Below are 26,377 nucleotides of genomic sequence, written 5' to 3' on the forward strand. Positions count from 1 at the left end.
CCGACGGCTCCGGGACGCCGATCGAGGGGGCTTCCGCGACGACGTCCCGAACGAGCGGATCGCTTGGGAGGAACAGTGGAAATGAGAAAGCAGACATTTATCGCCGCTTTGGCGGGGGCGGCGCTCGTCGTGTCCGGCGCGGCGGACGCGCAGAAGCTCGCCCGCGAGTCGAGCGGGCAGAAGCTCCAGACGCAATTGGCCGCCGAGGTGCCGCATTGCGTCCGCAAGCTCGGCACCCTCTCGATCGCCGACGGCGACGACCCGCATTGGTGGACGCAATATAATCTCGCGCCGCCGTCGAAGCTGCTCAAGGTGCTCGTCCAGCGATCGGGCTGCTTCAACCTCGTCGATCGCGGCACCGGCCTCAACGCCGCGCAGATCGAGCGCAACATCGGCGGCAACCTCGGGCTGCAGCGCGGCGCCAACGTCGGCCAGGGCCAGATCAAGGCAGCCGACTACGTGATGGTCGCCGAAATCCAGGGCGCCAACAGCAACGTCAGCGGCAACGGCGTCGCCGGCGTCGCCGGTGGCCTGCTCGGCGGCGCGGTCGGCGGCCTGATCGGCGGCCTCAAGAGCAAGAAGATGGAGGCGAACACCGTCCTTTCGCTGACCAACGTCCGCACCACCGAGACGCTCGCCACCGAGGAAGGCTATGCCGCCAAGAACAATCTCGCCTTCGGCGGCGGCGGCTTCCTGTCGGTCGCCGGCGCGGCGGGCGGCGGCTACGACAATACCGAGATCGGCCGGATCGTGACCCTGTCGTTCATCCAGGCCTATTCGAAGATGGTCACCGGCCTCGGCCTCGTCACCCCGGGCGACGCCGGCACCGCGCAGGCCGCCCCCGCCAAGACCTTCACCGCCCAGGCGCCGCTCGCGCTGCGCGTCAGCGGGCTCGCGACGAGCAAGGTGCTGCGGACGCTGCCGACCGGCGCGATCGTCTATCCGACCGGCAAGAAGGACGGCCTGTGGTGGGAGGTCGCCGACGAGAACGACAATGTCGGCTGGGTGCTCAACACCAAGCTCGCGCCGTCGAGCTGATGCGCCGGGGGACGGCCCGCAACATGGCAGGCCGTCCCCTCAATCGCGGCTCAGCGTCTCGATCGCGCGCAGCGCGTTGAGGTAGCGCGTCGAGCCCTGCCCCGACACCAATGCCCAGCGCACGCCGCGCTCCTCCAGCACCGCCTTGCTCAGCTCGAAGAAGCGCCGTCGCGCCGCTTCGCCGCCGAACATCCGCGTGCCGTCGTCCTCCCACGGCAGGTCGATGTCGAACAGCAGATAGATGTCGGCGGTGTTGTTCCACGTCGCGAACCACGCATCGCGCCGCCGGAACATCATGTCGGCCCATACCGCGGTCATCAGCGGATCGGTGTCCATGATCACCGGATAGCTGCGCTCGGCGAGCGCGTGGCGGACCTTGGCGTCGTGGCCCTTCCCGATCTCGACGAGGTCGGCCATCGTCAGGTCGGTGCCGAACGCCTCGCAATAGGCGCGGCCGAACTCGGCGACGCAGGGCACGCCGCCGAAATGCTGCGCCAGCCGCGGCATCATCGTCGACTTGCCGGTACTCTCCGGCCCGTGGAGGCAGATCGAACGCAACGTCATGCCAATGCCATCCTGCCCTGCCGCCCCCGCGCGCGCCGCCAATCGATCAGCCCCCATATCGAAAGGCCGAGCAGCACCAGATACAGGCCGGTGGTGAACACCAAACCCTTGGCCGCATAGAGCGGCACGCTGGCGACATCGACCGCGATCCACACCCACCAGCTCTCGATCGCGCGCCGCGCCTGCATCACCTGCGCCGCGACCGAGGCGATCGCGATGCCGCCGTCCCACCAGGGATAGGACGCATCGGTATAACGATGCATCAGCGCGCTCCAGACGAGCCACGCCGCGACGCCGCCGCCCAGCCACGTCAGCCGGGCGAGCGGAGCGAGCCGCTCGACCACCACTTCGCCCGCGCTCGCCCGGCTGCGCGCCCAATTCGCCCAGCCGTAGAGATTGGCGGCGAAGAAGAAGACCTGCAGCAGCGCATCGCTGTAGAGGTGCGCGCCGAGGAACACCCAGCCGTAGATCGCCACCGCCGCGAGCGCGACCGGATAGTTCCACACGCTGCGCGCCGCGACCAGCGCGACGTTGACGATGACGAGTGCGGCGGCGAGCGCTTCGACCATATTCACCGCCTCTGCCTAGGACGTTGCACGAGGATTTCGCAAGTGCACGATTCCGGTGCTTGCATCCGCTATCCGGCGTGGGTATAGGCGCGCCTCCAAGCACGGACGGACCCTTGAAGGGCCTGGACGTACTCCGTCGGGGAGTAGCTCAGCCTGGTAGAGCACTGTCTTCGGGAGGCAGGGGCCGGAGGTTCGAATCCTCTCTTCCCGACCATATATATCCGCTACGGCTCGCGCCGTGGCATATGCACCCATAGCTCAGCTGGATAGAGCATCAGACTACGAATCTGAGGGTCGGGCGTTCGAATCGCTCTGGGTGCACCACCTTTTCCAAGCCTTTCCATAGCAAGCCGGAGCCACGATCGTGGTGGACAAGAGCTGGGGCACGCCCTCGCCATCGGCGGACTTCCGCGTCCGCAGCAACCTCACCCTCGAACAGCGCGCCGCCGAACGTGCCGCAGCCCGCGAGGCGCGGACGCGCGAGCGGGCCGGCGACACCGAACAGCGCCTCAAGGAGCGGCTCGCCAGCCGCGAGGTCGAGATGCGCGAGCGCGAACAGGCCCGCGAAGCCCGCCGCGAGGAGGAGCAGCGACTGGCGGAGGGCGATCCCCATGCCGCCGCCGCGCAGCGCCGCCGCGGCTCGGGCCGCAAGGACGTCGTGCGCGAGCAGCGCGACACACGCGGCTATGCGACGGTGGTCGATATCGCGCGGATGCGCGAGCTGGCCAAGCGCGGCGCCTCGCTCACCGGCCTCGCCGGCGCCTTCGGCATTTCGGTGGAAGAGGTCGAGGCGGCACTCGCGGAGACCGACTGACGGCCCCTGCCCCGCCGATCAGGCCGCGCGCTGGCGACGGTAGGCGATGATGTGGACGATCAGGCTCAGCACGGAACACCTCGGCAATGCCGCAGGGGTGCGGCTCGGTGGCGCGCCTATGTGCCCCGCCGGCTCGCGTCGACAATTGCAACCTCGGTCGTGCCGGTTGCAGCGTGAGCAATCGTCCGAAGCGCGACCGACGGCCAAATCCTCCCCCGCCAGGGGGAGGTGGCATGCCGAAGGCATGACGGAGGGGGAGGACACGGCAACCGAAGTCGTCGCTTACCTCCCCCTCCGTCACCGCTTCGCGGCGCCACCTCCCCCTGGCGGGGGAGGAATTTAGTCAAAACCCCGAATACCAATCCGTCTTAACCGGCGGCGGCGATCCATTCGGCCAGCGTCAGTTCGCCGGTCGGCCGGATGTCCGCCTGCATGCTGTTCGCCATGATCTCCAGCGCCCAGCGCGTCCGCGCATCATGGTCGCCCGCCACCCCGTCGGACGGCACCCACAGATCGTATTGCCGCATATGCGCGTCCGCCGCGGTGAACAGCACGCAGATGTCGGCGGCGACCCCGGTGAGCACCAGCCGGCGCGCACCCAATTGCGGCAGCAGCACCGGCAGATTGGTCGCGTAGAAACCGGAAAACTGCGGCTTGATGATGAAATAGTCGGTTTCGCGCGGCCGCAGCGCCTCGGTCAGCGCCTGCCCCGGCGTCGCGCGCGACAGCGTCTCCTCGATCAGCTTGTCGCGATCGGAATGCCATTGCCCATTGTTGTCGTTGACGTAGATCACCGGCACGCCGGCAGCGTCCGCCGCATCGCGCAGCGCGAGGATCGGCGCGATCGTCGCCTCAGCCGACCCCTTCAGCCGATCGCCGCCGTCGAAGTCGAGGGCGTTGACCATGTCGATGATGATGAGCGCGTTATGCCCCGCGGCAGGAGGAAGCTGCTGTTGCGCCATGAAACCTTCGTACCGTTTTTGCCGCAGCAGCGCCTTGATCTGTGATGCGTTTGGAACGAAACGGGATCATGATCGATGGCGAGACGCCTCCTCAGCGAAAGGTGATCCATGTCGATATGGACGCCTTCTACGCGTCGGTGGAGCAGCGCGACGACCCGACGCTGCGCGGCAAGCCGGTCGCGGTCGGCGGATCGCGCGCGCGCGGCGTCGTCGCCGCGGCGAGCTACGAGGCGCGCGCGTTCGGCGTGCGATCCGCGATGCCGTCGGTCACCGCCTTGCGCCGCTGCCCCGACCTCGTCTTCGTCCGGCCGCGCTTCGACGTCTATCATGCCGTCTCGCAGCAGATCCGCGCGATCTTCGCCGATTACAGCGACGCGATCGAGCCGCTGTCGCTCGACGAGGCCTATCTCGACGTCACCACCGACGTGCGCGGCCTCGGCTCGGCGAGCGCGATCGCCGAGGAGATCCGCGCCCGCATCCGCGCCGATACCGGCCTCACCGCCTCGGCGGGGGTGAGCTACAACAAGTTCATCGCCAAGCTCGCCTCCGACCAGAACAAGCCCGACGGGCTCTGCGTCATCCCGCCGCACAAGGGCGCGGCGTTCGTCGCCTCGCTGCCGGTCAAGCGCTTCCACGGCGTCGGACCGGTCACCGCCAAGCGGATGGAGCAGCTCGGCATCCTCACCGGCGCCGACCTGCGCGACCGCCCGCTGCCCTTCCTGCAGGCGCATTTCGGTTCCTATGCCGACTATCTCTTCGCGGCGGCGCGCGGCGTCGATCATCGCCCGGTGCGCGCCCATCGCGAGGCCAAATCGGTCGGTGCCGAGCGAACGTTCGAGACCAATCTGTCCGCGCCCGACGACCTGCACGCCGCGCTCGCCCGCGTCGCCGAGGCGGCCTGGGTGCGGATCGAACGATCGGGGGTGCGGGGCCGGACGGTGACGCTGAAGCTCCGCCACGCCGACTTCCGCACGATGACGCGGGCCCGCTCGCTCGCGCTGCCGGTGACGAGCGAGGCCGACTTCCTGCGCATCGGCGACGAATTGCTCGATGCGCAGCTGCCCGTGCCCGACGGCGTGCGGCTGCTCGGCCTGACGCTGTCGGGCATCCTGCGCGACGCCGCCGACGCGGAGGAGGTTCAGCCCAGCCTGCCGCTGTGAGCGCGGATCACCGGCCGCCCGGCGGCAGATTGGTCTCGAGGTAGCGCGTCATCAGCGAATAGAGGTGCAGGCTGGTGCCGGGCTTTTCGTAGATGCCGTGCGTGCGATCGGGATAGGCCATCATCGTGAACGGCTTGTTGGCGGCGATCAGCCGATCCTCGAGCTGTTCGAGGTTCTGGTAATGGACGTTGTCGTCGCCGGTGCCGTGGATGACGAGCAGATTGCCCGTCAGCCCCGCGGCATACGTGATCGGCGACCCCGCCTTGTAGCCCGCTTCATTGTCCGCCGGCAGACCCATGTAGCGCTCCTGATACACCGTATCGTAGAGCATCTGGTCGGAGACGGCGGCGACGGCGATGCCGGTCTTGAACAGCTCGGGGAAGCGGAACATCGCGTGCAACGTGCTCGATCCGCCCCCGCTCCAGCCCCAGATGCCGATCCGCGCCGGATCGATATAGGGCCGTTCGGCGATCAGCTTGCGCACGCCGGCGGCATAATCCTCCGGCCCGACGACGCCGAGCCGGCGATAGATGCTCTTGCGCCAGTCGCGCCCCCGCGGCGTGTTGGTGCCGCGCGGATCGATGCTGGCGACGATATAGCCGCGCTCGGCGAGCATGCGATGCCACAGAGCGGTGTTGCCGCCCCAGGCGTCGGCGACCGTCTGCCCCCACGGCTCGCCATAGACCTGGAACAGCACCGGATAGCGTTTGGCGGGATCGAAGCCCGCCGGCTTCATGATCCACGCGTCGACCGACACGCCCTTGCCGAGGTCGAGCCGGGTGAATTCGGTCGGCCCGATCGGTTCGTGCGCGATCTCGTCCTGCAAGGCGGCGTTGCGGGCGAGCACGCGCACGGGGGCCTGGGTGGTGAGGTCGATCATCTCGGTCACCGGTGCGCGGTCGATCGCCGAGACGGTGTGCCGCGCCCAATGCGCACCGGGGGCGATGTCATATCCGTGCGTCCCCGCCTGCCCCGCCGGCGTCACCCGCTCGACCCGCGGCTTGCCGGTCAGCGTGGCGCGGTAGAGGTAGCGCTGCGTCGGATTGTCGGGCGAGGCGGTGAACCACGCCCAGCCCCGCGCCTCGTCCACGAGGAGCAGGCTGACGACGTCGAACCGGCCGGGGGTGCGCAGGCTCGGCGTCTTGCCGTCGGACGAGGCGACATACAGATGCCGCCAGCCGTCGCGCTCGCTCAGCCAGGTGAAGCGTTTGCCGCCGTCGAGCCAGGTCGGATCGCCATTCGCCTCGACCCAGGCGGCGTCGCGTTCGACGAACACCGGCTTCGTCGTCCCGCTGGCGGGATCGGCGAGCAGCAGGTTATACGTGTTCTGCAGCCGGTTGGCATATTGCAGGAACACCTTGCCGCTGGTCCCCGCCCAGCTCATCTGCGGCACGTAATTCTGGCGCGGATCGCCGGTCAGGCCGATCCACCGTGTCGCGCCGCTCGCCACGTCGATCGTGCCGACGCGCACCGCCGAATTGGTGGTGCCGACCTTGGGATATTGGAGCGGGATCGGCTTGGAATATTGCCCCATCGTGTTGCTGATCATGTAGAAGGTGCCGACCCCGGACGTGTCGAACCGCCAGAAGGCGATCGTCCGCGAATCCGGGCTCCACGACCAGGCTTTGCGGAGGTAGAATTCCTCCTCATACACCCAATCGCCCAGACCGTTGACGATCAGGTCGTTGCCGTCGCGGGTCAGTTGCCGCGGCGGCGCATCGCCCGCGCTCGGCTCGACGTACAGATTGTTGGCGCGGACATAGGCGATGCGGCTGCCGTCGGGTGAGAATGCCGCGTACATCAGGCTGGCGGGCGGCGCGTCGCCACCGACCCGGCGCAGCGTCCTGGCCGCGACATCGAACAGCCAGTAATCGCCGAGCGCCCGGGTGCGGCGGAAGCGCGTGCCGTTGGTGAAAATCAACAGCCGCTTGCCGTCGGCGGACCAGGCATAGCTCTGGATCGCGATCGGTTTGCCCGTCGCCGGCACGACGAGGTCGCCTGCCGCGACCAGCACGGTGCGGGCGTTGCGCGCGACGTCGTAGCGGACGAGGTCGGTGCCGCCGGCGACCGCCTTGGACGGTTCGATCGCGTCATAGCCGCTGCCATCGGCGGTCCACTCGCCGCCCTCGACCTGGTCGATCGGGATCGCCTTGTCGCCGAAGATGCGCTCCAGCGTCAGCGGCGCCGACTGGATCGCGGCGGCGACGGGTTGCGACAGGGTCGCGAGGCTGGCGAGGATCAGGGCTTTGCGCATCGTCTTCGAACTTCCCCTTTTGCTGTTGCGGACGTGGTATCGCACGATAACGCGGTCGTATACGATCGTTCGATACCCGCCGCGCTTGCCCTGCGTCGCCGTTTCCGCTAACGGCCGCCGCTTCCACGCTTTGGCTGGATGCTTGCGGGAGGGCGGAGACGCCCGCTTGGACCGCTAAACTTGAAACGAGAGTGACATGGCAAAGAAGATCACAGGTTACATCAACCTGCAGGTTCCTGCAGGCGACGCCAAGCCCGCCCCGCCGATCGGCCCGGCACTGGGTCAGCGCGGCGTCAACATCATGGAATTCTGCAAGGCGTTCAACGCGCAGACGACCGACATGGACAAGGGCACGCCGCTGCCCACCAAGATCACCGTCTATGCCGACCGTTCGTTCAGCTTCGAGATCAAGACGCCGCCGGCGTCGTTCCTGATCAAGAAGGCCGCCGGCCTGAAGTCGGGTTCGAAGGAGCCGGGCAAGGTCGTCGCGGGCAAGATCGCGCGCAGCAAGCTCGCCGAGATCGCCCAGACCAAGATGAAGGATCTGAACGCCAACGACATCGAGGCTGCGACCAAGATCATCGAAGGCTCCGCCCGCGCGATGGGCCTCGAAGTGACGGAGGGCTGAGATCATGGCCAAGCTGACCAAGAAGCAGAAGTCCAACGCCGTGAACCCTGAGACGCTGCACGGCGTCGACCAGGCGATCGCGATGGCCAAGCAGAACGCCACCGCCAAGTTCGACGAGACCATCGAGGTCGCGCTGAACCTGGGCGTCGATCCGCGCCACGCCGACCAGATGGTCCGCGGCGTCGTCACGCTGCCCGCCGGCACCGGCAAGACCGTCCGCGTCGGCGTCTTCGCCCGCGGCGCCAAGGCCGAGGAGGCGCTCGCCGCCGGGGCCGACGTCGTCGGTGCGGAAGACCTGATGGAGACGATCCAGGGTGGCACGATCGATTTCGATCGCTGCATCGCGACCCCGGACATGATGGGCGTCGTCGGCCGCCTCGGTAAGGTGCTCGGCCCCAAGGGCCTGATGCCGAACCCGAAGCTCGGCACCGTGACGATGAACGTCGCCGAAGCGGTCAAGGCCGCCAAGGGCGGCCAGGTCGAGTATCGCGTCGAGAAGGCCGGCATCATCCACTCGGGGATCGGCAAGGCGTCGTTCACGCAGGAAGACCTGCGTCGCAACTTCGACGCGCTGGTCGACGCCGTGGTGCGTGCCAAGCCGTCGGGCGCCAAGGGCAAATATGTCCGCAAGGTCGCCGTCAGCTCGACGATGGGCCCGGGCATCCGCGTCGACACCGCCGAGGTCGCGGGCGCGTAAGCCTTTCGCATCACGCGAATACGAAAAGGGCCGGGAGCAATCCCGGCCCTTTTTGTTGGTCCGGATGGCTTGGTCGCCCGGACCGGGCCTAGGTGGGAAGGCGGTAGTACGTCGTCGCCAACCTCCACCCAACTGGGCCCCGACCACCGCCGGGGTACAGCCTGGGGGCTATCCGGCTGGCTTTCGCAAAAGCCTCGAACGAGCCTCGGGAAAGCGGACCGCCGGTTACTCCGGAAAATCCGCCCCCAGCGCCTGCTCGCGCAGACCCTCGATCTCCGCCAGTCGCTCCTTGAGCTTGGCAGTCACCGCGTCGAAGCCGAACTTGCCGAGCACCAGATGGCGCGGCGGCGTTTCGGTCTCCGCGGCGGCGATGATCGCCTCGCCCGCGCGCACCGGGTCGCCGGCCTGTTCGCCGCTGATCTGCTTGGTCGATTCCATCCGCTTGCCCGCGGTCTCGGCATAATCCGCGATCCGCACCGGCGTCTGCTGAAGCGACCGCCCCGCCCAATCGGTGCGGAACGGCCCCGGCTCGACGCAGGTCACCGCGATGCCGAGCGGCCCGACCTCCGCGGCGAGACTGTCCGACCAGCCCTCGACGGCATGTTTGGACGCGGCATAATAGCCCGATCCCGGAAAGCCGATCAGCCCGGCGACCGAGGTGAAGTTGATGACGTGGCCGGCCCGCTGCGCGCGCATGCCGGGCAGCACCGCGCGGGTCAGCGCGAACAGGCCGAAGACGTTGGTGTCGAACTGCGCGCGGATCGCCGCCTCCTCGCCTTCCTCGACGCTCGCCTGATAGCCATAGCCGGCGTTGTTCACGAGCACGTCGATACGCCCGAACCGCTCCTGCGCCGCCGCGACCGCCGCGTCGACCTGTCCGGCATCGTTGACGTCGAGCGCCAGCGCCAGCGCACGATCCTCGGCACCCTCGACCAGATCGGCGACCCGCGCCGCATCGCGCGCGGTAACGACGACGCGCCAGCCGCGATCGAGGACGAGCCGCGCGAGATCGCGGCCGAAGCCGGTCGAACAGCCGGTGATGAACCAGACGGGGGAGGATGGCAGCGTCATGAGCGGAAAGCCTTGGACCAAAAGAAAGGATCGAACATCGGCAATGCCGCAGCCCGGTCCCGGTTCCTCGCCGCGGTCAGTTTCCGGCGGTGCTTCCCGTCGCATCGGCATTGCCCGTCAGCGCCACGCCCACCGCCGCGAACGGCCGCGACAGCACCGATCCGACCTCCTGCGCCGCGAACACGGCGGCGGCGCCGACCGCGACGATCAACACGACGAACTGGAACGCCGAGGCGAAGCGCCGGCTCTGCGCCTCGCGTTCGGCCGCCGGCACGCGGCGCACCGCGCGACGGTCGTCGTCGCCCGCGTCGCTCCGCTGCGGCTTGTGTGCGGGCGGCTGCGCGGTGACGATACCCTGGATGTCGATCGGGTCCTGCGTCCGCACCCCGAAGAAGGCGCCGTTCTGCCAGACCACGCGGCCGACGACGACGTGATGGATGCGGCGGATCTCGACCACCGTACCCGGCCGGCACACCGGACTGGACGATGCCAGCAGGCCGCGCGACGACATGTTGTGGATCACCACGTCGGTCCAGTCGGCGCCGGCGCGCATGCGCGCGCGGACCAGCACCTTCACCCGCGGCTCCCGCGTCTTCATCGCCGGGACCGATGGATCGGAAAGGATGCGGACGCGGGCATGACGATCGTTATGCCCGCGAAATCTTAAACGTCCGTAATCGACAAATCCGTTTTCGACCAAGCGGGTGCCGCGCCGGCCCGCGGCGCGGCACCCGATGGATCACAGGCCGATGATGCCGCCGTCGGTCTTGGTGATGACGATCGTCGCCGAGCGCGGCCGGCCGCTGCCGGTGCCGCTCGCCTGGCTCTGCGGCCAGTTGCTGGTGATGCCCGACGGTCCGCCGCCCTCGCCGGGATGCTGGATGTTGACGAAGATCGAGCGGCCGTCCGGCGTCGAATCGATGCCGGTGATCTCGCATTCCTTCGGGCCGACCAGGAAGCGCTTGAGCGCGGTGCCCGGCGCCTTGCCGATCCGGGTGGTCTGCGACGCGGTCTGGCCGCCGAGGCTGTTGGTGAAGGTGCGCGTGCCGCCGTCGCCGACCGTGCCGGGGATCGCGGCGAGCAGCATGCAATTGGTCACGTCGGTATAGGCGCCGTCGTCGGTCTCGATCCACAGGAGCGGCGTCCCCTGCCCCGCGACGTTGCTCGGCCGGGCGAACCACAGCCCGTCGGGCGAGGAGAAATCGTTGGTGGCATCGAGGTTGGACAGGTTGATGTTGGCCGGGTTGAGATCGCTGCCCGCACCGAAGGCATAGATGTCCCAGGTGAAGGCCAGCGCCTCGCTGCTGTCGCCGGTCTCGCGCAGGCGGATGACATGGCCGTTGGGATTGCCGTTGCTCGCCCCGCCGGTGGTCTTGGGGTCGCTATAGGCGCGCGGGTTGGCGGCATCGGTGGTGGCGACGGTACGCGACGAATTGTTGGTCAGCGTCAGATACATCTCTCCGGTCACCGGATTGACCGCGGTCCATTCCGGCCGGTCCATCTTGGTCGCGCCCAGCGCGTCGCCGGCAAGCCGGGCGTGGGTCAGCACATCGGCCTGATCGGTGAAGGCATAAGCGCTGTTGGCGCCGGTCAGCGCGCCCTGGCCGAACACCAGCGGTAACCACTGGCCGCTGCCGTCGGCGTTGAACTTGCCGACGTAGAGCGTGCCGGTGTCGAGATATTTGTCGCCGATCGCGAGCCGGTTGGTCGCGCTCGCATCCGCCGCCGACCAGGTCGCCGACGAGACGAACTTGTAGACATATTCGTTCTGCGCATCGTCGCCCATGTAGAAGGCGGGGCGCACGCCGGCGATCGTCCGGCCGATCACGCAGCCTTCGTGGTTCATCCGGCCGAGCGCCGTGCGCTTGCGCGGCGTCGAGGCGGGATCGAACGGGTCGATCTCGACCACCCAGCCATATTGATTGGGCTCGTTGCGGAAGTCGCCGGTGCCGTTGGCGGCCTTGGTCGCGTCGACGGTGGCGTTGAACTTGGCGATGCGGGTGTCGCCGGCCGCCGGTGCGGCGGCGGTCGCCCAATTGTAATTGCCCGCCTTCAGCGCATCGTTGCTGCCGGTGTTGAGACCGTAGCGGCTGAACGCGACGACCGACCGCGCGCCGAGCGCGGCGGTGCGGCGGGCATTGTCGCCGGCCTCGCGCCGGAAATAGCCGGCCCAATTCTCTTCGTTGGTCAGATAGGTGTTCCACGGCATCGTGCCGTTGGCGCAATTGTTGATCGTGCCGCGCGCCGCGACGCCGGTCGGCGAATAAGCGGTGAACAGCAGCGCATTGCCCTTCACCGGACCGGAGAAGTCCATCGGCGTGAACGGCGTGATGCGGCGGTTGAGGCTGCTGCTGTTGACGTAGCTCCAGCCGCTGGTGCCGCGGTTGATCTCGACCACGCTGACGCCGTGCGCCTCGATCTCCTTGAGCACCTCGGCGGTCGGGCGCGCGCCGGCGACCGTCGTCGGACCGTTGGGATGCAGATAGCTCTGCGTGATGTTCTCGTGGTTGAGCACGAGCAGCCCGCGGCTGCTGTTGGTCGGGTCGGGCGTGGTGCCGGTCGCGGCGAGGCCGAAGAAGCTCATGCCGTCATGATGATCGCCGGCGCGTGCCGAGAAATTCGTGTCGCTGCCGTCGTTGGCATAGGCGCCGACGCTGCCGTTGATCGGATCGCCGAGCCGGTAGAGCACGGTGACCTGATAGCCCGACGGCACCGCGACGACGTCGGCGAGGCTCTTGGGCACCGCGGTGAAGTCGAGCGTCGCGGGCGCCACCGTCACGATCGTGTCGGCGACCGAGCGGATGCCGTCGGTCGAGGTGCTGGTGAACTGGAAGGCGAGCGGCGTCGCGGCGGTCACCGCGGGTGCGGTGAAGCTGGCGGCCGCGCCCGTCGCATTGGCCAGGCTGACGATCGGACCGCTGGTCTGCGTCCATGCGGTCGAGGCGGAATTGCCGCTCGTCACCGCGCCGTTCAGCGTCACCGTCTTGCCGACCGAGGTGGTGATCGCCCCGCCGGCGGTCACCGTGGTCGCGCGACGCTCGTCGTCCTGGTCGCAGCCGGCGAGCATGCCGGCCCCGAACACCGCCGCGGTCATCGCCGAGATGCCGCCGCGCAACGTCTGGCGACGCGAATAGCGGCTGGCGATCAGCTCGCCGATATGCGGATTGGCACTGACGTTTGTGTCGATATCACCATCGTCATAGCCGATGGTGGACAGGCTCTCGATCGTCATATTGGTTCCCCCGCTACGCGGCGCCGTGCCGCTATGCGGCTGTCATTGGCCGACAAAAGCGGCAGCGGGGTTGCACCGCGGTGACGGGAAGATGAAACGAGGATGACATGAAGATGACATCCCTAATTCCTCCCCCGCAAGGGAGTGCCGGGTTGAACGGCCCCCGGCCGTTCAAGGTCATGCCGGGGGCATGACCGACCCGGCACTGTGGCGCGGCGAAGCCGTGACGGAGGGGGAGGACACGGAACGGACGTGTCACTTACCTCCCCCTCCGTCATGCCTTCGGCATGCCACCTCCCCCTGGCGGGGGAGGATTGTGACGGATGTCCCAACCACCCAGCGGGTGGAGCAATGCAGGACGACTCTTGACTCCTCCCCGCATTCCACTACTGGCACGCGCTTGCCGGCGGGTTCACCCGTCGTGCATCCGTCCAAGACAGCAGGTGCCGCGGATTTGCCGCGGCTTAATGTCCTGCCGAGACGGGGACAGGAATTTGACGATCGGTCCGCCTCTTGGCGCGCCGGTCTGCCGCCCTTCACGGGTGCCTTCCCCATCGATGGACAACCCCGGCGGGGTTTTCCCCTCCGGTTTGCAACCGGGAGGGTCGCTTCGTGCGGCACTCTCAAAACGTGGAGAATGGCATGGATCGTGCTCAAAAGGCCGCGGCCGTTGCCGAGTTGAATCGCATCTTTTCCGAAGTCGGCGTGGTAGTCGTTACCCGCAACAACGGAATGACGGTTGCCCAGTCCACCCGACTGCGCAACGCGATGCGTGATGCCGGCGCGACCTACAAGGTCTCGAAGAACAAGCTTGCCAAGATCGCACTCGATGGCACCGATTACGGCTCCGTGGGCGACATGCTCACCGGCCCCGTCGGCCTCGCCACCTCGATCGACCCCGTCGCCGCTGCCAAGGTAGCGGTCGAATTCGCGAAGACGAACGACAAGTTCGAAATCGTGGGCGGTGCGATGGGTGCGACCCCTCTCGACGTCGCCGGCGTGCAAGCGCTCGCCACCCTGCCCTCGCTGGATGAACTCCGGGCGAAGATCGTCGGCCTCATCGTTGCCCCGGCAACGAAGCTCGCGACCATCACCCAGGCTCCCGCGGCGCAGATCGCGCGCGTGCTGTCGGCTTACGCCGAGAAGGAAGCCGCCTGAACTTCAGGCGCTTTTGGACAAGCGAATTTTCAACTGACACTTGGGGCCGTCGGCCCCGACATATGAAGGAAGTATCATGGCAGACCTGAACGCGCTGGTTGACCAGCTGAGCGAACTGACCGTCCTCGAGGCCGCCGAGCTCTCGAAGCTGCTCGAAGAGAAGTGGGGCGTTTCGGCCGCCGCTGCCGTCGCCGCTGCCCCGGCAGCCGGTGGCGCCGCTGCTCCGGCCGCCGAAGAGAAGACCGAGTTCGACGTGATCCTCACCGGCGACGGTGGCAAGAAGATCAACGTCATCAAGGAAGTCCGCGCCATCACCGGTCTCGGCCTGACCGAAGCCAAGGCGCTCGTCGAAGGCGCGCCGAAGGCCGTCAAGGAAGGCGTGAACAAGGACGAGGCCGAGAAGGTCAAGAAGCAGCTCGAAGACGCCGGCGCGACCGTCGAGCTCAAGTAAGCCGCAGCGGAGGAGACGGGCAGCACGCTGCCTGCTCCTCCACAGGGCAGGCCGACCATCGGCCAGCCAGCGACAGGAAGAGGGCGGCCCCCGCAGGGAGGCCGCCCTTTTTCGTGTCCGCGCCCGCTGCGGTCAGCCGCGTCGGCGCGCGCGCCACGCGCCCGTACCGATCACGCTCGACGGCGCCTCGCCGGCATGCGCCGCATCGATCGCCGCGTTGAGTTTCATCAGATCGGCCTGCGCGGAGAGCGATCTGATCGTGTCGACGACGCCGGCGAGCTGCGTCATCGCCGTCTGCACCTCCGCGGTCTTGGCTTCGAGCGCCGACTGGAAGCGCTGCTGCTCGTCGCGCCGGGTGGCGACGGCGCGCTCCAGCCGCACCTGCCGGGTGACGTCGCTGGCGATCGCGACGATGCGCAACGGCCGGCCCATCGCATCGGACACCGGCGTATAGCTCGCCTGCAGCCAGCATTCCTCGCCGTCGCGGGCACGCCAGCACCGGACGCCGCTGTCGATCCGGCCGCCGGCCAGCCGCGACCAGAAGGCGGCATAGTCGGCCGACGCAGCATACGCCGGGTCGCAGAAGCTGCGATGATGCCGCCCGACGACATCCTCCAGCCGATAGCTGGTCAGGCCGAGGAACCGCTCGTTGGCGTGGAGGAGGATGCCGTCGGGAGCGAATTCGACCACCGCCTGGCTGCGGTCGAGCGCCGCCAGCCGCGCACTGCGCTCCGCCTCGCCGCGCCGGCGTTCGGTGACGTCGGTGGCGACCTTGACGAAGCCTGAGATGGCGCCGTCGTCATCGGTCAGCGGATCATAAGCCGCATGCAGGCGGACCTCGCGTCCGTCCTTGGTGATCCGCGTACATTCGCCCGAGGCGGCGCGGCCGCGTTCGAGATCGTGCCACAGCCGCCGATAGCCGGGCGAGACCTGCTCCTGCGGCGAGCAGAAGGCGCGATGATGCAGGCCCTTCATCTCGACCAGGCTATATCCCATCGTCGTACAGAACCGCTCGCTGGCCCAGATGACGTGACCGGCATGGTCGAACTGGGCGACGTTGGTGGCACGGCACACCGCTGCCCAGATCTCGGCACCATGACGTTCGGCTGCCATATATTCTCCCGGTCCGACGATCGGACCAAAGTGGACACGCCGACTGCCGTTAACCGCTCCCGACCATTATGCAACCCGCGCAAATCATCGTTCCACCGCAGCGGCATAGGGGCGAACGCCGAGCGCATCGTACATCCGCGCGGGCTGATCGAACCAGAACGGGACCAGTTTGGCGGAATCGACGCGCTCGACACCGACCGCGAATGCCGCCGCGGTCTGCGCGTCGATGCCGCCCGCATCGTAGAGCGCGTTGATCGCCACGACCGGCACGAACATCGCCCGGCCACCCGCTTCGAGCGGCCGGATCTCGGTGCGCGGCAAGGCGGCGACGACGCGTACGCGCCGCGTCTCGCCCGGCGCGAGCGCGAACGGCGGCACCGCGGTGCGTCCGACCGGCGCCGCGAACACCGCCGCGACGTCGCTCTCCTGCCCCGGGCCGGCTCCGGTCAGCGCGACGCCGACGCGGATCGCCATGGCCGGCACGGTGCCGAGGTTGCGCACCTCCAGCTCCGCCTCGACCGTGGCGCTGAGCAGGTTGAGCCCGGCGCGGCGCGGATGCAGCGTCAGCGCCAGCCGCGCGCGATCCGCCGGCGGCAGCGCGGGAGCGGGCATCACCGGTTGCGGCGCCGCCGGTACGGGCGCGGGGGCACGGGGCCGTGGCGCCGGCTCGGCGACCGTGACCTCCGCAGCCCCGCCGCTCGCCCGGCGCCGCAACCGCCACCAGCCGGCCGCCGCGGCGATGGCCAGCAGCGCCGCCCCGCCCAGCCACCAGCCCGTGGATGAGTCCGACGGGGGCGCCGACACGTCGACCGGCACTGCCGATGGCGTCACCACCGGAACCGGCGTCGGCGTCGGCGTCGGTGCAGGCGTCGGCGACGGTTCGACCGCCGGCGTCGGCGTTACGTCGGGAGTGGGCGTCGGGCTCGGCGTGGCGCGCGGTGTCGGCGTCGCGCTCGGTCGCGGCGTGGGCCGCGCCGCGGGCGTCGCTGTCGCCCGCGGCGTCGGCGTCACCACCGGCACGGGGATCGGTTCGGGCTCCGGTACGGGAAGCGGGGTCTGCTGCGACGGCGCCAGCCTGAAATTGTCCAGCCCCGGGATCGTCTGCGGCGCGGTCGTGTTCGACGTCTGCGCCACGGCGGGAGCCGCAGCCGCGCCCGCCACCAAAAGGGCGATCGCGCTGAGCCGCGCGCCCCGCTTCATGTTCATGTACCCTGATCTCACCCAAAACGCTTGGGCGTTCCTTAGTGAACGGTTGGCGACCGCCACCCCCGCTGCGACGAACCGCCCCGGCGCGGCGACGGGGCGAAGGCATGAGGTTTGGAAGTGTTGGATACACCCCCTTTGACAGTGTCCGCTCCTGCGCCTATATCCGCGTCTCACCACAGCTTTCGGGACATGATGCGCCGTCGCGCAGTGCATCGTACGAATAGAGGGTTCTGGTTCATAGACGCTGAAGGCCGACGCACTGTGATGCGCTCGGCTTTTTTGCGTCGCACCTCGCGTCCCGCTCCGGGGGTTCCCGGGCACGATATTCCGGCCCGCGCCAGTTTCCCGACTGGCCGGCCACGACTGAGGGCATAACACCATGGCCAGCAAGGCGATCCAGGGCAGCACTGCCAAGCGGCGCATCCGCAAGATCTTCGGCGACATCCACGAAGTCATCCAGATGCCGAACCTGATCGAGGTTCAGCGCGAGAGCTACGAGCAGTTCCTCCGTTCGGACAAGAGCACCGGCCACGTGTCGGGTCTCGAAAAGACGCTGCGCAGCGTCTTCCCGATCCAGGATTTCGCCGGCACCGCCTATCTCGATTTCGACGATTACGTCCTCGAACCGCCGAAGTTCGACGTCGAGGAATGCCGCCAGCGTGGCATCACCTATGCCGCGCCGATGCGCGTCACGCTGCGCCTGACCGCGTTCGAGGTCGATCCGGATACCGAGGCCAAGTCGGTCATCGATATCAAGGAGCAGGACGTCTACATGGGCGACATGCCGCTCATGACCGAGAACGGCACCTTCTTCATCAACGGCACCGAGCGCGTCATCGTCAGCCAGATGCATCGCTCGCCGGGCGTGCTGTTCGATCATGACCGCGGCAAGACCCACGCGTCGGGCAAGTATCTCTTCGCCGCGCGCGTCATCCCCTATCGCGGTTCGTGGCTCGATTTCGAGTTCGACGCCAAGGACATCGTCAACGTCCGCATCGACCGCAAGCGCAAGCTGCCGGTGACGGCGCTGCTCTATGCGCTCGGCATGACGAGCGAGGACATCCTCAATTATTTCTACAACCGCGTCACCTATGTGCGCGGTCAGGGCGGCTGGATCATCCCGTTCGCGCCCGAGAATTGGCGTGGCGTCAAGCCGCTGTTCGACATCGTCGACGCCTCGTCGGGCGAGATCGTGTTCGCCGCGCAGCAGAAGATCAGCCCGCGTGCCGCCAACAAGGCGGCCAAGGACGGCCTCACCCAGCTGCTGATCCCGACCGAAGAGATCTTCGGCCGCTATTCGGCCTATGACCTCATCAACGAGACGACGGGCGAGATCTACGTCGAGGCCGGCGACGAGATCGGCGCCGAGAACCTCGAGGCGCTCGACAAGGCGGGCATCGACACGATCGAGCTGCTCGACATCGACCACGTGTCGACCGGTGCATGGATCCGCAACACGCTGAAGGCCGACAAGGCCGAAGAGCGCGAGCAGGCCCTGTCCGACATCTATCGCGTCATGCGCCCCGGCGAGCCGCCGACGCTCGAAACCGCCGAAGCGCTGTTCGCCGGCCTGTTCTTCGATCCCGACCGCTACGACCTGTCGGCCGTCGGTCGCGTCAAGCTCAACATGCGCCTCGATCTCGACGCCGAGGATACGGTGACGACGCTGCGCAGCGAGGACATCCTCGCGGTGATCAAGACGCTCGTCGGCCTGAAGGACGGCAAGGGCGAGATCGACGACATCGACAATCTCGGCAACCGCCGCGTGCGCTCGGTGGGCGAGCTGCTCGAGAACCAGTATCGCGTCGGCCTGCTCCGCATGGAGCGCGCCGTGAAGGAGCGCATGTCCTCCGTCGACGTGTCGACAGTGATGCCGAACGACCTGATCAACGCCAAGCCGGCGGTCGCCGCGGTGCGTGAATTCTTCGGCTCGTCGCAGCTGTCGCAGTTCATGGATCAGACCAATCCGCTGTCCGAAGTGACGCACAAGCGTCGTGTTTCGGCGCTCGGACCGGGCGGTCTGACGCGTGAGCGTGCGGGCTTCGAAGTCCGCGACGTCCACCCGACGCATTACGGCCGCATCTGCCCGATCGAGACGCCGGAAGGCCCGAACATCGGCCTGATCAACAGCCTCGCCTCGTTCAGCCGCGTCAACAAATACGGCTTCATCGAGACGCCGTACCGCAAGGTCGTCGACCACAAGGTCACCGACGACGTGGTGTATCTGTCGGCGATGGAAGAGGCCAAGCACACGATCGCGCAGGCGTCGGCGGAGCTCGGCCCCGACAAGGGCTTCACCGAGGAACTGGTGTCGTCGCGTCAGGCGGGCGAGTTCCTGATGGCGCTGCCCGACAACGTCACGCTGATGGACGTCAGCCCCAAGCAGCTCGTCTCGGTCGCCGCATCGCTCATTCCGTTCCTGGAAAACGATGACGCCAACCGCGCGCTGATGGGCTCGAACATGCAGCGCCAGGCCGTTCCGCTGGTGAAGGCGGAAGCGCCGTTCGTCGGCACCGGCATGGAAGAGACGGTCGCCCGTGACTCGGGCGCCGCGATCGCCGCCAAGCGCGCCGGCATCGTCGACCAGGTCGACGCCAGCCGTATCGTCGTGCGCGCCACCGGCGAGGTCGATTCGGCCAAGTCGGGCGTCGACATCTACACGCTGATGAAGTTCCAGCGCTCGAACCAGTCGACCTGCATCAACCAGCGTCCGCTGGTGAAGGTGGGCGACGTGGTCAACGCCGGCGACGTCATCGCCGACGGCCCGTCGACCGAGTTCGGCGAGCTGGCGCTGGGCCGCAACGCGCTCGTCGCGTTCATGCCCTGGAACGGCTACAACTACGAGGATTCGATCCTCATCAGCGAGCGGATCGTGAAGGACGACGTGTTCACGTCGATCCACATCGACGAGTTCGAGGTGATGGCCCGCGACACGAAGCTCGGGCCGGAGGACATCACCCGCGACATCCCCAACGTCGGCGAGGAAGCGTTGCGCAACCTCGACGAGGCGGGCATCGTCTACGTGGGTGCCGAGGTCGAGCCGGGCGACATCCTCGTCGGCAAGATCACGCCGAAGGGCGAAAGCCCGATGACACCGGAAGAAAAGCTCCTCCGCGCCATCTTCGGCGAGAAGGCGTCCGACGTCCGCGACACCTCGCTGCGTCTGCCGCCGGGCGTTGCCGGCACGATCGTCGACGTCCGCGTCTTCAATCGCCACGGCATCGACAAGGACGAGCGCGCGATGGCGATCGAGCGCGAGGAGATCGAGCGCCTGAAGAAGGACTCGGACGACGAGCGCACCATCCTCAACCGCGCGACCTGGTCGCGTCTGCGCGAGATGCTGCTCGATCAGGTCGCCACGGCGGTGCCGAAGGGCCTGAAGAAGGGCGCGACGATCGACATGGACCTGCTCGACAGCGTCGACCGCCACGAATGGTGGAAGTTCGCGGTTGCCGACGACAAGGTCCAGGGCGATCTGGAAGCCGTCAAGCAGCAGTATGACGAAGCCGCCAAGCGGATCACGGACAAGTTCCACGATCGTCGCGAGAAGCTGGAGCGTGGCGACGAGCTGCCGCCCGGCGTGCTCAAGATGGTCAAGGTCTTCGTCGCGGTGAAGCGCAAGCTGCAGCCGGGCGACAAGATGGCCGGCCGTCACGGCAACAAGGGCGTCATCAGCCGCATCCTGCCGCAGGAGGACATGCCGTTCCTCGCCGACGGGACGCCGGTCGATCTGGTGCTCAACCCGCTGGGCGTGCCGTCGCGCATGAACGTCGGGCAGATCTTCGAAACGCATCTCGGCTGGGCCGCCCGCAATCTGGGTATGCAGGTCGCGACCGCGCTCGAGGATTGGCGCGAGGCCAACCCCGATGCCAAGGCGGGCGAGATGCCCGACGCGGTGCGCGAGCGTCTCGTGGAGGTCTATGGCGATCATTATGCCGAGGACATCCAGAGCCGCGAGCCCGAGGAGATCGTCGAGCTGGTGCACAACATCCGCACCGGCATCCCGATGGGCACCCCGGTGTTCGACGGCGCGCGTGAAAGCGACGTGTCGGCGATGCTGGAGCTGGCGGGTCTCGACACGTCGGGCCAGTCGGAGCTGTTCGACGGCCGCACCGGCGACAAGTTCGACCGCAAGGTGACCGTGGGCATCATCTACATGCTGAAGCTGCACCATCTCGTGGACGACAAGATCCACGCCCGGTCGATCGGGCCGTACAGCCTCGTCACCCAGCAGCCGCTGGGCGGTAAGGCGCAGTTCGGCGGCCAGCGCTTCGGCGAGATGGAGGTCTGGGCCTTGCAGGCCTATGGCGCCGCCTACACCTTGCAGGAAATGCTCACGGTGAAGTCCGACGACGTCGTCGGCCGCACCAAGGTCTACGAGGCGATCGTCAAGGGCGACGACACGTTCGAGGCCGGCATTCCCGAGAGCTTCAACGTGCTCGTCAAGGAAATGCGCTCGCTGGGCCTCAACGTCGATCTCAAGACGATGCAGGACCAGGTCGACGAGGACGGCATCGCGATCGCCGCGGAGTAAGCCACCACTCTCCCTCTCCCGTCGGGAGAGGGAGGGAGCGGCCGTAGGCCGCGGAAGGGTGAGGATGGTTCGCTGCCCTGCCCTCACCTTCCCACCAGCTTCGCTGGCGGGCCCCTTCCTCTCCCGCTGGGAGAGGAGAAAAGAATTCTGAGAGGTTCATCCCCATGAACGAACTGACCAACTTCGCGAACCCGATCGCAAAGCCCGAGACCTTCGACCAGATCCAGATCGGCATCGCCTCGCCCGACAAGATCCGTTCGTGGTCGTTCGGCGAGATCAAGAAGCCCGAAACCATCAACTATCGCACGTTCAAGCCCGAGCGTGACGGCCTGTTCTGCGCGCGCATCTTCGGTCCGATCAAGGATTACGAATGCCTGTGCGGCAAGTACAAGCGCATGAAGTACAAGGGCATCGTCTGCGAGAAGTGCGGCGTCGAGGTCACCGTCTCGAAGGTCCGCCGCGAGCGGATGGGCCATATCGAGCTCGCCGCCCCGGTCGCGCACATCTGGTTCCTGAAGTCGCTCCCCAGCCGCATCGGCCTGCTGCTCGACATGCAGCTCAAGCAGCTCGAGCGCGTGCTGTACTTCGAGGCGTATATCGTCATCGAGCCGGGCCTGACCCCGCTCGAGAAGTTCCAGCTGATGACCGAGGACGAGCTCCTCGAGGCGCAGGACCAGTACGGTGAGGACGCGTTCTCGGCCGGCATCGGTGCCGAGGCCGTGCGCATCATGCTCGAAAGCCTCGACCTCGAAGGCGAGAAGGTCGCGCTGCTCGAAGAGCTGGCGACGACCAAGTCGGAGCTGAAGCCCAAGAAGATCATCAAGCGCCTGAAGGTCGTCGAGAGCTTCCTCGAATCGGGCAACCGTCCCGAGTGGATGATCCTCGAAGTCGTGCCGGTCATCCCGCCCGAGCTGCGCCCGCTGGTGCCGCTGGACGGCGGTCGCTTCGCGACGTCGGATCTCAACGACCTCTATCGCCGCGTCATCAACCGCAACAACCGCCTGAAGCGGCTGATGGAGCTGCGTGCGCCGGACATCATCGTCCGCAACGAAAAGCGCATGCTGCAAGAGGCGGTCGACGCCCTGTTCGACAACGGCCGTCGCGGCCGCACGATCACCGGCGCCAACAAGCGTCCGCTCAAGTCGCTGTCCGACATGCTGAAGGGCAAGCAGGGCCGCTTCCGTCAGAACCTTCTCGGCAAGCGCGTCGACTATTCGGGTCGTTCGGTCATCGTGACCGGTCCGGAGCTCAAGCTGCACCAGTGCGGCCTGCCGAAGAAGATGGCGCTCGAGCTGTTCAAGCCGTTCATCTACGCGCGCCTCGACGCCAAGGGCCTGAGCATGACGCTCAAGCAGGCGAAGAAGTGGGTCGAGAAGGAGCGCAAGGAAGTCTGGGACATCCTGGACGAGGTGATCCGCGAGCATCCCGTGATGCTCAACCGCGCCCCGACGCTGCACCGTCTTGGCATCCAGGCGTTCGAGCCGGTGCTGATCGAGGGCAAGGCGATCCAGCTTCACCCGCTGGTCTGCTCGGCGTTCAACGCCGACTTCGACGGCGACCAGATGGCCGTGCACGTTCCGCTGAGCCTCGAGGCACAGTTGGAAGCGCGCGTCCTGATGATGTCGACCAACAACATCCTGTCCCCCGCCAACGGCAAGCCGATCATCGTGCCGTCGCAGGACATGGTGCTGGGCCTCTATTATCTGTCGATGCTGAAGGAAGGCGAGCCGGGCGAAGGCATGCTGCTCGGCGACATGGCGGAGGTGCATCAGGCGCTCGAAGCCAAGGCGGTGACGCTGCACACCAAGATCATCAGCCGCGTTCCGCAGACCGATGAGAGCGGCAAGCAGTACCTCAAGCGCTACGAGACGACGCCGGGCCGCATGCTGCTCGGCGAGACGCTGCCGCACAGCCACAAGGTGCCGTTCGAGACCGTCAACCGCCTCCTCACCAAGAAGGACGTCGGCGACGTGATCGACGAGGTCTATCGTCACACCGGCCAGAAGGAGACCGTGCTGTTCGCCGACGCGATCATGGCATTGGGCTTCCGTCACGCGTTCCGCGCCGGCATCTCGTTCGGCAAGGACGACATGATCATCGCGCCCGACAAGGACGTGCTGGTCGACGAGACGCGCGATCAGGTGAAGGACTTCGAGCAGCAGTATCAGGACGGCCTGATCACGCAGCAGGAGAAGTACAACAAGGTGATCGACGCCTGGAGCCGTTGCGGCGACCAGGTCGCCAACTCGATGATGAACGAGATCAAGGCTGTCCGTCATTACGAAGACGGTCCCAACAAGGGCCGCGAGAAGGACATCAACTCGATCTACATGATGGCCCACTCGGGTGCCCGCGGTTCGCAGGCACAGATCAAGCAGCTCGCCGGCATGCGCGGCCTGATGGCCAAGCCGTCGGGCGAGATCATCGAGACGCCGATCATCTCGAACTTCAAGGAAGGCCTGACCGTCCTTGAATATTTCAACTCGACCCACGGCGCCCGCAAGGGCCTCGCGGACACCGCGTTGAAGACGGCGAACTCGGGCTACCTCACCCGCCGTCTCGTCGACGTGTCGCAGGATTGCGTCATCGTCGAGGAGGATTGCGGCACCGAGCGCGCGCTGGAGATGAAGGCGATCGTGCAGGGCGGTTCGACGATCGCCTCGCTCGGCGAGCGCATCCTCGGCCGCACGACGGCGGAGGACGTGGTCGACGCCAAGACCGGCGAGGTCGTCATCCCGACGGGCACGTTGCTCGACGAGGCGATGATCACGCAGATCGAGAAGATCGGCATCCAGGGGATGAAGATCCGCTCGCCGCTGGTCTGCGAGAGCAAGATCGGCGTTTGCGGCAAGTGCTACGGGCGCGACCTCGCCCGCGGTACGCCGGTCAACATCGGCGAAGCGGTCGGCGTCATCGCCGCCCAGTCGATCGGTGAGCCCGGCACGCAGCTGACGATGCGGACGTTCCACATCGGCGGCGCGGCGCAGCTCAACGAGCAGTCGAACCTGGAGGCACCGGTCGACGGTACCGCCCAGTTCCGCGACCTGCGCCTCATCGTCGACCAGCGTGGTCGCCGCGTGACGCTGTCGCGTTCGGGCGAGATCGCGATCCTCGACATGGACGGCCGCGAGCTGTCGACGCACCGTATCCCCTACGGCGCCTATGTGATGTTCGACGACGGCCATGTGCTGTCGAAGGGCGATCGCATGGCGGAGTGGGATCCGTTCACCATGCCGGTGATCACCGAGAATTCGGGCATCGTGAAGTACGTCGACCTGACCGAGGGCAAGACGCTCACCGAGCAGACCGACGAGGCGACGGGCATCGCCCAGCGCGTCGTCATCGAATATCGCACCTCGACCAAGTCGAAGGAGGATCTGCGTCCGCGCCTGACCCTCACCACGACCGAAGACGGCGAAGCGGCGCGTTATATGCTGACAACCGGCGCGGTGCTCTCCGTCGACGACAATGCCCAAGTCCAAGCCGGCGACGTCCTCGCCCGTGTCAGCCGCGAGTCCGCCAAGACCCGCGACATCACCGGCGGTCTGCCGCGCGTCGCCGAACTGTTCGAGGCACGCATCCCCAAGGAAGCGGCGATCATCGCCAAGGTTTCCGGCCGGGTCGTGTTCGGCAAGGACTATAAGGCGAAGCGCAAGATCGGCATTCAGCCCGAGGACGGCGGCGACGTCGTCGAGTATCTGGTGCCGAAGTCGAAGGTGATCGACGTTCAGGAAGGCGACTACGTCAAGCGTGGCGACAATCTGATCGGCGGTTCGCCCAACCCGCACGACATTCTGGAGACGATGGGGATCGAGCCGCTGGCCGAATATCTCGTCAGCGAAATCCAGGAAGTCTATCGACTGCAGGGCGTGAAGATCAACGACAAGCACATCGAGACGATCGTTCGTCAGATGCTGCAGAAGGTCGAGATCACCGACGGCGGCGACACCACGCTGCTGAAAGGCGAGCAGGTCGATCGCGAGGAAATGGACGCGACCAACGAGAAGCTGGAGAAGAACCAGGCACCGGCACAGGGCAAGCCCGTCCTGCTCGGCATCACCAAGGCGTCGCTGCAGACCCGCAGCTTCATCTCGGCGGCGTCGTTCCAGGAGACTACCCGCGTCCTCACCGAGGCGGCGGTCCAGGGCAAGCAGGACACGCTGATGGGTCTCAAGGAGAACGTCATCGTCGGCCGCCTGATCCCGGCGGGTACGGGTGCGGGCATGAACCGCCTGCGGGTCGCGGCCTCGTCGCGCGATGCGGCGATGCGCGTCCAGCAGCGTGCGATGGCCGCGGCGATCGTCGCCCCGGCGTCGGCCGCCGAGCTCCGCGCCGCCGAGGCGCTGCGCTCGAAGCGCGAGGACGTCGGCACGGGTCCCGACCCGCTCGCCGAGGTCGTCCCTTCGGGCGACGGCAGCGACGAGGCCGCAGGCGAGTATCTGAACCAGGAGTGATCTCCGGGTTCGGGTTCCGGCCTGACCGACTGAAGAGCCGCCGTCCGGGCCACCGGGCGGCGGTTTTTCGTTGGGGGTGGCGGTTGTCGGCGGGCGTGAGAACCGGGCGAGCCCCGGCAGCCTCGCTGCGCCGGGACGCAGAGCGACCCCCCGTTGCAGCAAAAGCGGGAGCCCGGGGAGCAAATAAACAACGTCTGTGGTGCCTGCAGCGCCAGGGCCGATCGCCATTCAGCTCCTGGACTATGGCAATTCCTACCCCGCAAGGGAGAGGTGGCATGCCGAAGACATGACGGAGGGGGAAAACACGCGACGCAAGACATCGCTTATGCTTCGACATCAACTATAATGAAGAGAAGAGCGCCGACATCATGACGGGCACAAGGCCAAGCCTTGATCGACATCAAGATTCGGAGGCCCCGGCCTAGATCTTGTCTGTTGATCGCGACCACGCCACCGCCTCGCCGAGTCCGCA

18 protein-coding genes and 2 tRNA genes are annotated in these 26,377 nt (G+C 67.2%); 11 read left to right on the forward strand and 9 right to left on the reverse strand.

Annotated elements, in window-relative coordinates; all coding sequences use genetic code 11:
- Positions 1–81: 81 nt before the first annotated feature.
- Positions 82–1,038, forward strand: a complete 957-nt coding sequence (locus ACLBWH_RS03700) for a CsgG/HfaB family protein (RefSeq protein ID WP_322847629.1) — start codon at positions 82–84, stop codon at positions 1,036–1,038.
- Positions 1,039–1,077: 39 nt separating this feature from the next.
- Here the strand turns inward: ACLBWH_RS03700 and ACLBWH_RS03705 are convergent, their stop codons facing one another.
- Positions 1,078–1,602, reverse strand: coding sequence for an AAA family ATPase (locus ACLBWH_RS03705; RefSeq protein ID WP_322847628.1), 525 nt, complete (start codon positions 1,600–1,602; stop codon positions 1,078–1,080).
- The gene (pnuC, locus tag ACLBWH_RS03710) at positions 1,599–2,171 is read right to left on the reverse strand and encodes a nicotinamide riboside transporter PnuC (protein WP_447797474.1); all 573 of its coding nucleotides are present in this window, start codon (positions 2,169–2,171) and stop codon (positions 1,599–1,601) included. The genes ACLBWH_RS03705 and pnuC overlap by 4 nt, the downstream gene beginning before the upstream one ends.
- Positions 2,172–2,308: 137 nt before the next feature.
- Between pnuC and ACLBWH_RS03715 the strand changes: the two genes are divergently transcribed.
- The 3 genes from ACLBWH_RS03715 to ACLBWH_RS03725 all read left to right on the forward strand — a co-directional run bounded on the left by ACLBWH_RS03715 (position 2,309) and on the right by ACLBWH_RS03725 (position 2,985).
- A tRNA-Pro gene (locus ACLBWH_RS03715) sits at positions 2,309–2,385 on the forward strand.
- 33 nt (positions 2,386–2,418) lie between these two features.
- Positions 2,419–2,495, forward strand: a tRNA-Arg gene (locus ACLBWH_RS03720).
- Between the two features lie 40 nt (positions 2,496–2,535).
- Positions 2,536–2,985 carry a hypothetical protein gene (locus tag ACLBWH_RS03725; RefSeq protein WP_322847626.1) on the forward strand — a complete coding sequence of 150 codons (450 nt, stop codon included), beginning with the start codon at positions 2,536–2,538 and terminating at the stop codon, positions 2,983–2,985.
- Between the two features lie 368 nt (positions 2,986–3,353).
- Here the strand turns inward: ACLBWH_RS03725 and ACLBWH_RS03730 are convergent, their stop codons facing one another.
- A complete protein-coding gene (locus ACLBWH_RS03730) occupies positions 3,354–3,947 on the reverse strand; it encodes an isochorismatase family cysteine hydrolase (RefSeq protein ID WP_447796881.1) in 594 nt (197 codons plus the stop codon).
- Positions 3,948–4,015: 68 nt separating this feature from the next.
- Here ACLBWH_RS03730 and dinB point away from each other — a divergent pair, with 68 nt between their 5' ends.
- A complete protein-coding gene (gene dinB / locus ACLBWH_RS03735; RefSeq protein ID WP_322847624.1) occupies positions 4,016–5,107 on the forward strand; it encodes a DNA polymerase IV in 1,092 nt (363 codons plus the stop codon).
- A 7-nt stretch (positions 5,108–5,114) separates the two neighbouring features.
- Here the strand turns inward: dinB and ACLBWH_RS03740 are convergent, their stop codons facing one another.
- Entirely contained in the window at positions 5,115–7,361 is a 2,247-nt protein-coding gene (locus ACLBWH_RS03740) for a S9 family peptidase (protein WP_447796884.1), read from the reverse strand.
- Positions 7,362–7,557: 196 nt separating this feature from the next.
- Between ACLBWH_RS03740 and rplK the strand changes: the two genes are divergently transcribed.
- The gene (gene rplK / locus ACLBWH_RS03745) at positions 7,558–7,989 is read left to right on the forward strand and encodes a 50S ribosomal protein L11 (protein WP_017978227.1); all 432 of its coding nucleotides are present in this window, start codon (positions 7,558–7,560) and stop codon (positions 7,987–7,989) included.
- A 4-nt stretch (positions 7,990–7,993) separates the two neighbouring features.
- A complete protein-coding gene (gene rplA, locus ACLBWH_RS03750) occupies positions 7,994–8,686 on the forward strand; it encodes a 50S ribosomal protein L1 (RefSeq protein ID WP_322847622.1) in 693 nt (230 codons plus the stop codon).
- A 225-nt stretch (positions 8,687–8,911) separates the two neighbouring features.
- Here the strand turns inward: rplA and ACLBWH_RS03755 are convergent, their stop codons facing one another.
- The 3 genes from ACLBWH_RS03755 to ACLBWH_RS03765 form a co-directional block, all read right to left on the reverse strand.
- The gene (locus tag ACLBWH_RS03755) at positions 8,912–9,757 is read right to left on the reverse strand and encodes an oxidoreductase (protein WP_447796886.1); all 846 of its coding nucleotides are present in this window, start codon (positions 9,755–9,757) and stop codon (positions 8,912–8,914) included.
- Positions 9,758–9,833: 76 nt separating this feature from the next.
- Positions 9,834–10,355 carry a PilZ domain-containing protein gene (locus ACLBWH_RS03760; protein ID WP_322847620.1) on the reverse strand — a complete coding sequence of 174 codons (522 nt, stop codon included), beginning with the start codon at positions 10,353–10,355 and terminating at the stop codon, positions 9,834–9,836.
- Between the two features lie 141 nt (positions 10,356–10,496).
- Positions 10,497–12,989: an alkaline phosphatase PhoX gene (locus tag ACLBWH_RS03765; RefSeq protein WP_447796888.1), complete on the reverse strand. Its 2,493-nt coding sequence runs from the start codon at positions 12,987–12,989 to the stop codon at positions 10,497–10,499.
- A 642-nt stretch (positions 12,990–13,631) separates the two neighbouring features.
- On the opposite strand from ACLBWH_RS03765, the gene rplJ reads away from it, so the two are divergent.
- The gene (rplJ, locus tag ACLBWH_RS03770) at positions 13,632–14,147 is read left to right on the forward strand and encodes a 50S ribosomal protein L10 (protein WP_447796889.1); all 516 of its coding nucleotides are present in this window, start codon (positions 13,632–13,634) and stop codon (positions 14,145–14,147) included.
- 76 nt (positions 14,148–14,223) lie between these two features.
- Complete coding sequence (rplL, locus tag ACLBWH_RS03775) at positions 14,224–14,598, forward strand: 50S ribosomal protein L7/L12 (protein ID WP_322847617.1); 375 nt, start codon at positions 14,224–14,226, stop codon at positions 14,596–14,598.
- A gap of 132 nt (positions 14,599–14,730) precedes the next feature.
- Here rplL and ACLBWH_RS03780 read toward each other — a convergent pair whose 3' ends face one another.
- Complete coding sequence (locus ACLBWH_RS03780; protein ID WP_447796891.1) at positions 14,731–15,711, reverse strand: methyl-accepting chemotaxis protein; 981 nt, start codon at positions 15,709–15,711, stop codon at positions 14,731–14,733.
- Positions 15,712–15,795: 84 nt separating this feature from the next.
- The gene (locus ACLBWH_RS03785; RefSeq protein ID WP_447796893.1) at positions 15,796–16,917 is read right to left on the reverse strand and encodes a hypothetical protein; all 1,122 of its coding nucleotides are present in this window, start codon (positions 16,915–16,917) and stop codon (positions 15,796–15,798) included.
- 379 nt (positions 16,918–17,296) lie between these two features.
- Here ACLBWH_RS03785 and rpoB point away from each other — a divergent pair, with 379 nt between their 5' ends.
- Together rpoB and rpoC are read left to right on the forward strand one after the other, a co-directional pair.
- Positions 17,297–21,451, forward strand: a complete 4,155-nt coding sequence (gene rpoB, locus ACLBWH_RS03790) for a DNA-directed RNA polymerase subunit beta (protein WP_447796895.1) — start codon at positions 17,297–17,299, stop codon at positions 21,449–21,451.
- A gap of 164 nt (positions 21,452–21,615) precedes the next feature.
- Complete coding sequence (gene rpoC / locus ACLBWH_RS03795; protein WP_322847613.1) at positions 21,616–25,905, forward strand: DNA-directed RNA polymerase subunit beta'; 4,290 nt, start codon at positions 21,616–21,618, stop codon at positions 25,903–25,905.
- Positions 25,906–26,377 lie beyond the last annotated feature (472 nt).

It is taken from the genome of Sphingomonas sp. M6A6_1c, from assembly GCF_053345135.1.

Excerpts from the sequence above, each read along its gene's own strand:
- ACLBWH_RS03780 (WP_447796891.1), bottom strand. The coding sequence starts at position 15,711 with ATGGCAGCCGAACGTCATGGTGCCGAGATCTGGGCAGCGGTGTGCCGT.
- rplA (WP_322847622.1), top strand. The coding sequence starts at position 7,994 with ATGGCCAAGCTGACCAAGAAGCAGAAGTCCAACGCCGTGAACCCTGAG.
- ACLBWH_RS03705 (WP_322847628.1), bottom strand. The coding sequence starts at position 1,602 with ATGACGTTGCGTTCGATCTGCCTCCACGGGCCGGAGAGTACCGGCAAG.
- rplJ (WP_447796889.1), top strand. The coding sequence starts at position 13,632 with ATGGATCGTGCTCAAAAGGCCGCGGCCGTTGCCGAGTTGAATCGCATC.
- ACLBWH_RS03765 (WP_447796888.1), bottom strand. The coding sequence starts at position 12,989 with ATGACGATCGAGAGCCTGTCCACCATCGGCTATGACGATGGTGATATC.
- ACLBWH_RS03700 (WP_322847629.1), top strand. The coding sequence starts at position 82 with ATGAGAAAGCAGACATTTATCGCCGCTTTGGCGGGGGCGGCGCTCGTC.
- ACLBWH_RS03740 (WP_447796884.1), bottom strand. The coding sequence starts at position 7,361 with ATGCGCAAAGCCCTGATCCTCGCCAGCCTCGCGACCCTGTCGCAACCC.
- ACLBWH_RS03785 (WP_447796893.1), bottom strand. The coding sequence starts at position 16,917 with ATGAACATGAAGCGGGGCGCGCGGCTCAGCGCGATCGCCCTTTTGGTG.
- rplL (WP_322847617.1), top strand. The coding sequence starts at position 14,224 with ATGGCAGACCTGAACGCGCTGGTTGACCAGCTGAGCGAACTGACCGTC.
- ACLBWH_RS03760 (WP_322847620.1), bottom strand. The coding sequence starts at position 10,355 with ATGAAGACGCGGGAGCCGCGGGTGAAGGTGCTGGTCCGCGCGCGCATG.
- ACLBWH_RS03730 (WP_447796881.1), bottom strand. The coding sequence starts at position 3,947 with ATGGCGCAACAGCAGCTTCCTCCTGCCGCGGGGCATAACGCGCTCATC.
- dinB (WP_322847624.1), top strand. The coding sequence starts at position 4,016 with ATGATCGATGGCGAGACGCCTCCTCAGCGAAAGGTGATCCATGTCGAT.
- rpoC (WP_322847613.1), top strand. The coding sequence starts at position 21,616 with ATGAACGAACTGACCAACTTCGCGAACCCGATCGCAAAGCCCGAGACC.
- rplK (WP_017978227.1), top strand. The coding sequence starts at position 7,558 with ATGGCAAAGAAGATCACAGGTTACATCAACCTGCAGGTTCCTGCAGGC.
- rpoB (WP_447796895.1), top strand. The coding sequence starts at position 17,297 with ATGGCCAGCAAGGCGATCCAGGGCAGCACTGCCAAGCGGCGCATCCGC.
- pnuC (WP_447797474.1), bottom strand. The coding sequence starts at position 2,171 with ATGGTCGAAGCGCTCGCCGCCGCACTCGTCATCGTCAACGTCGCGCTG.
- ACLBWH_RS03755 (WP_447796886.1), bottom strand. The coding sequence starts at position 9,757 with ATGACGCTGCCATCCTCCCCCGTCTGGTTCATCACCGGCTGTTCGACC.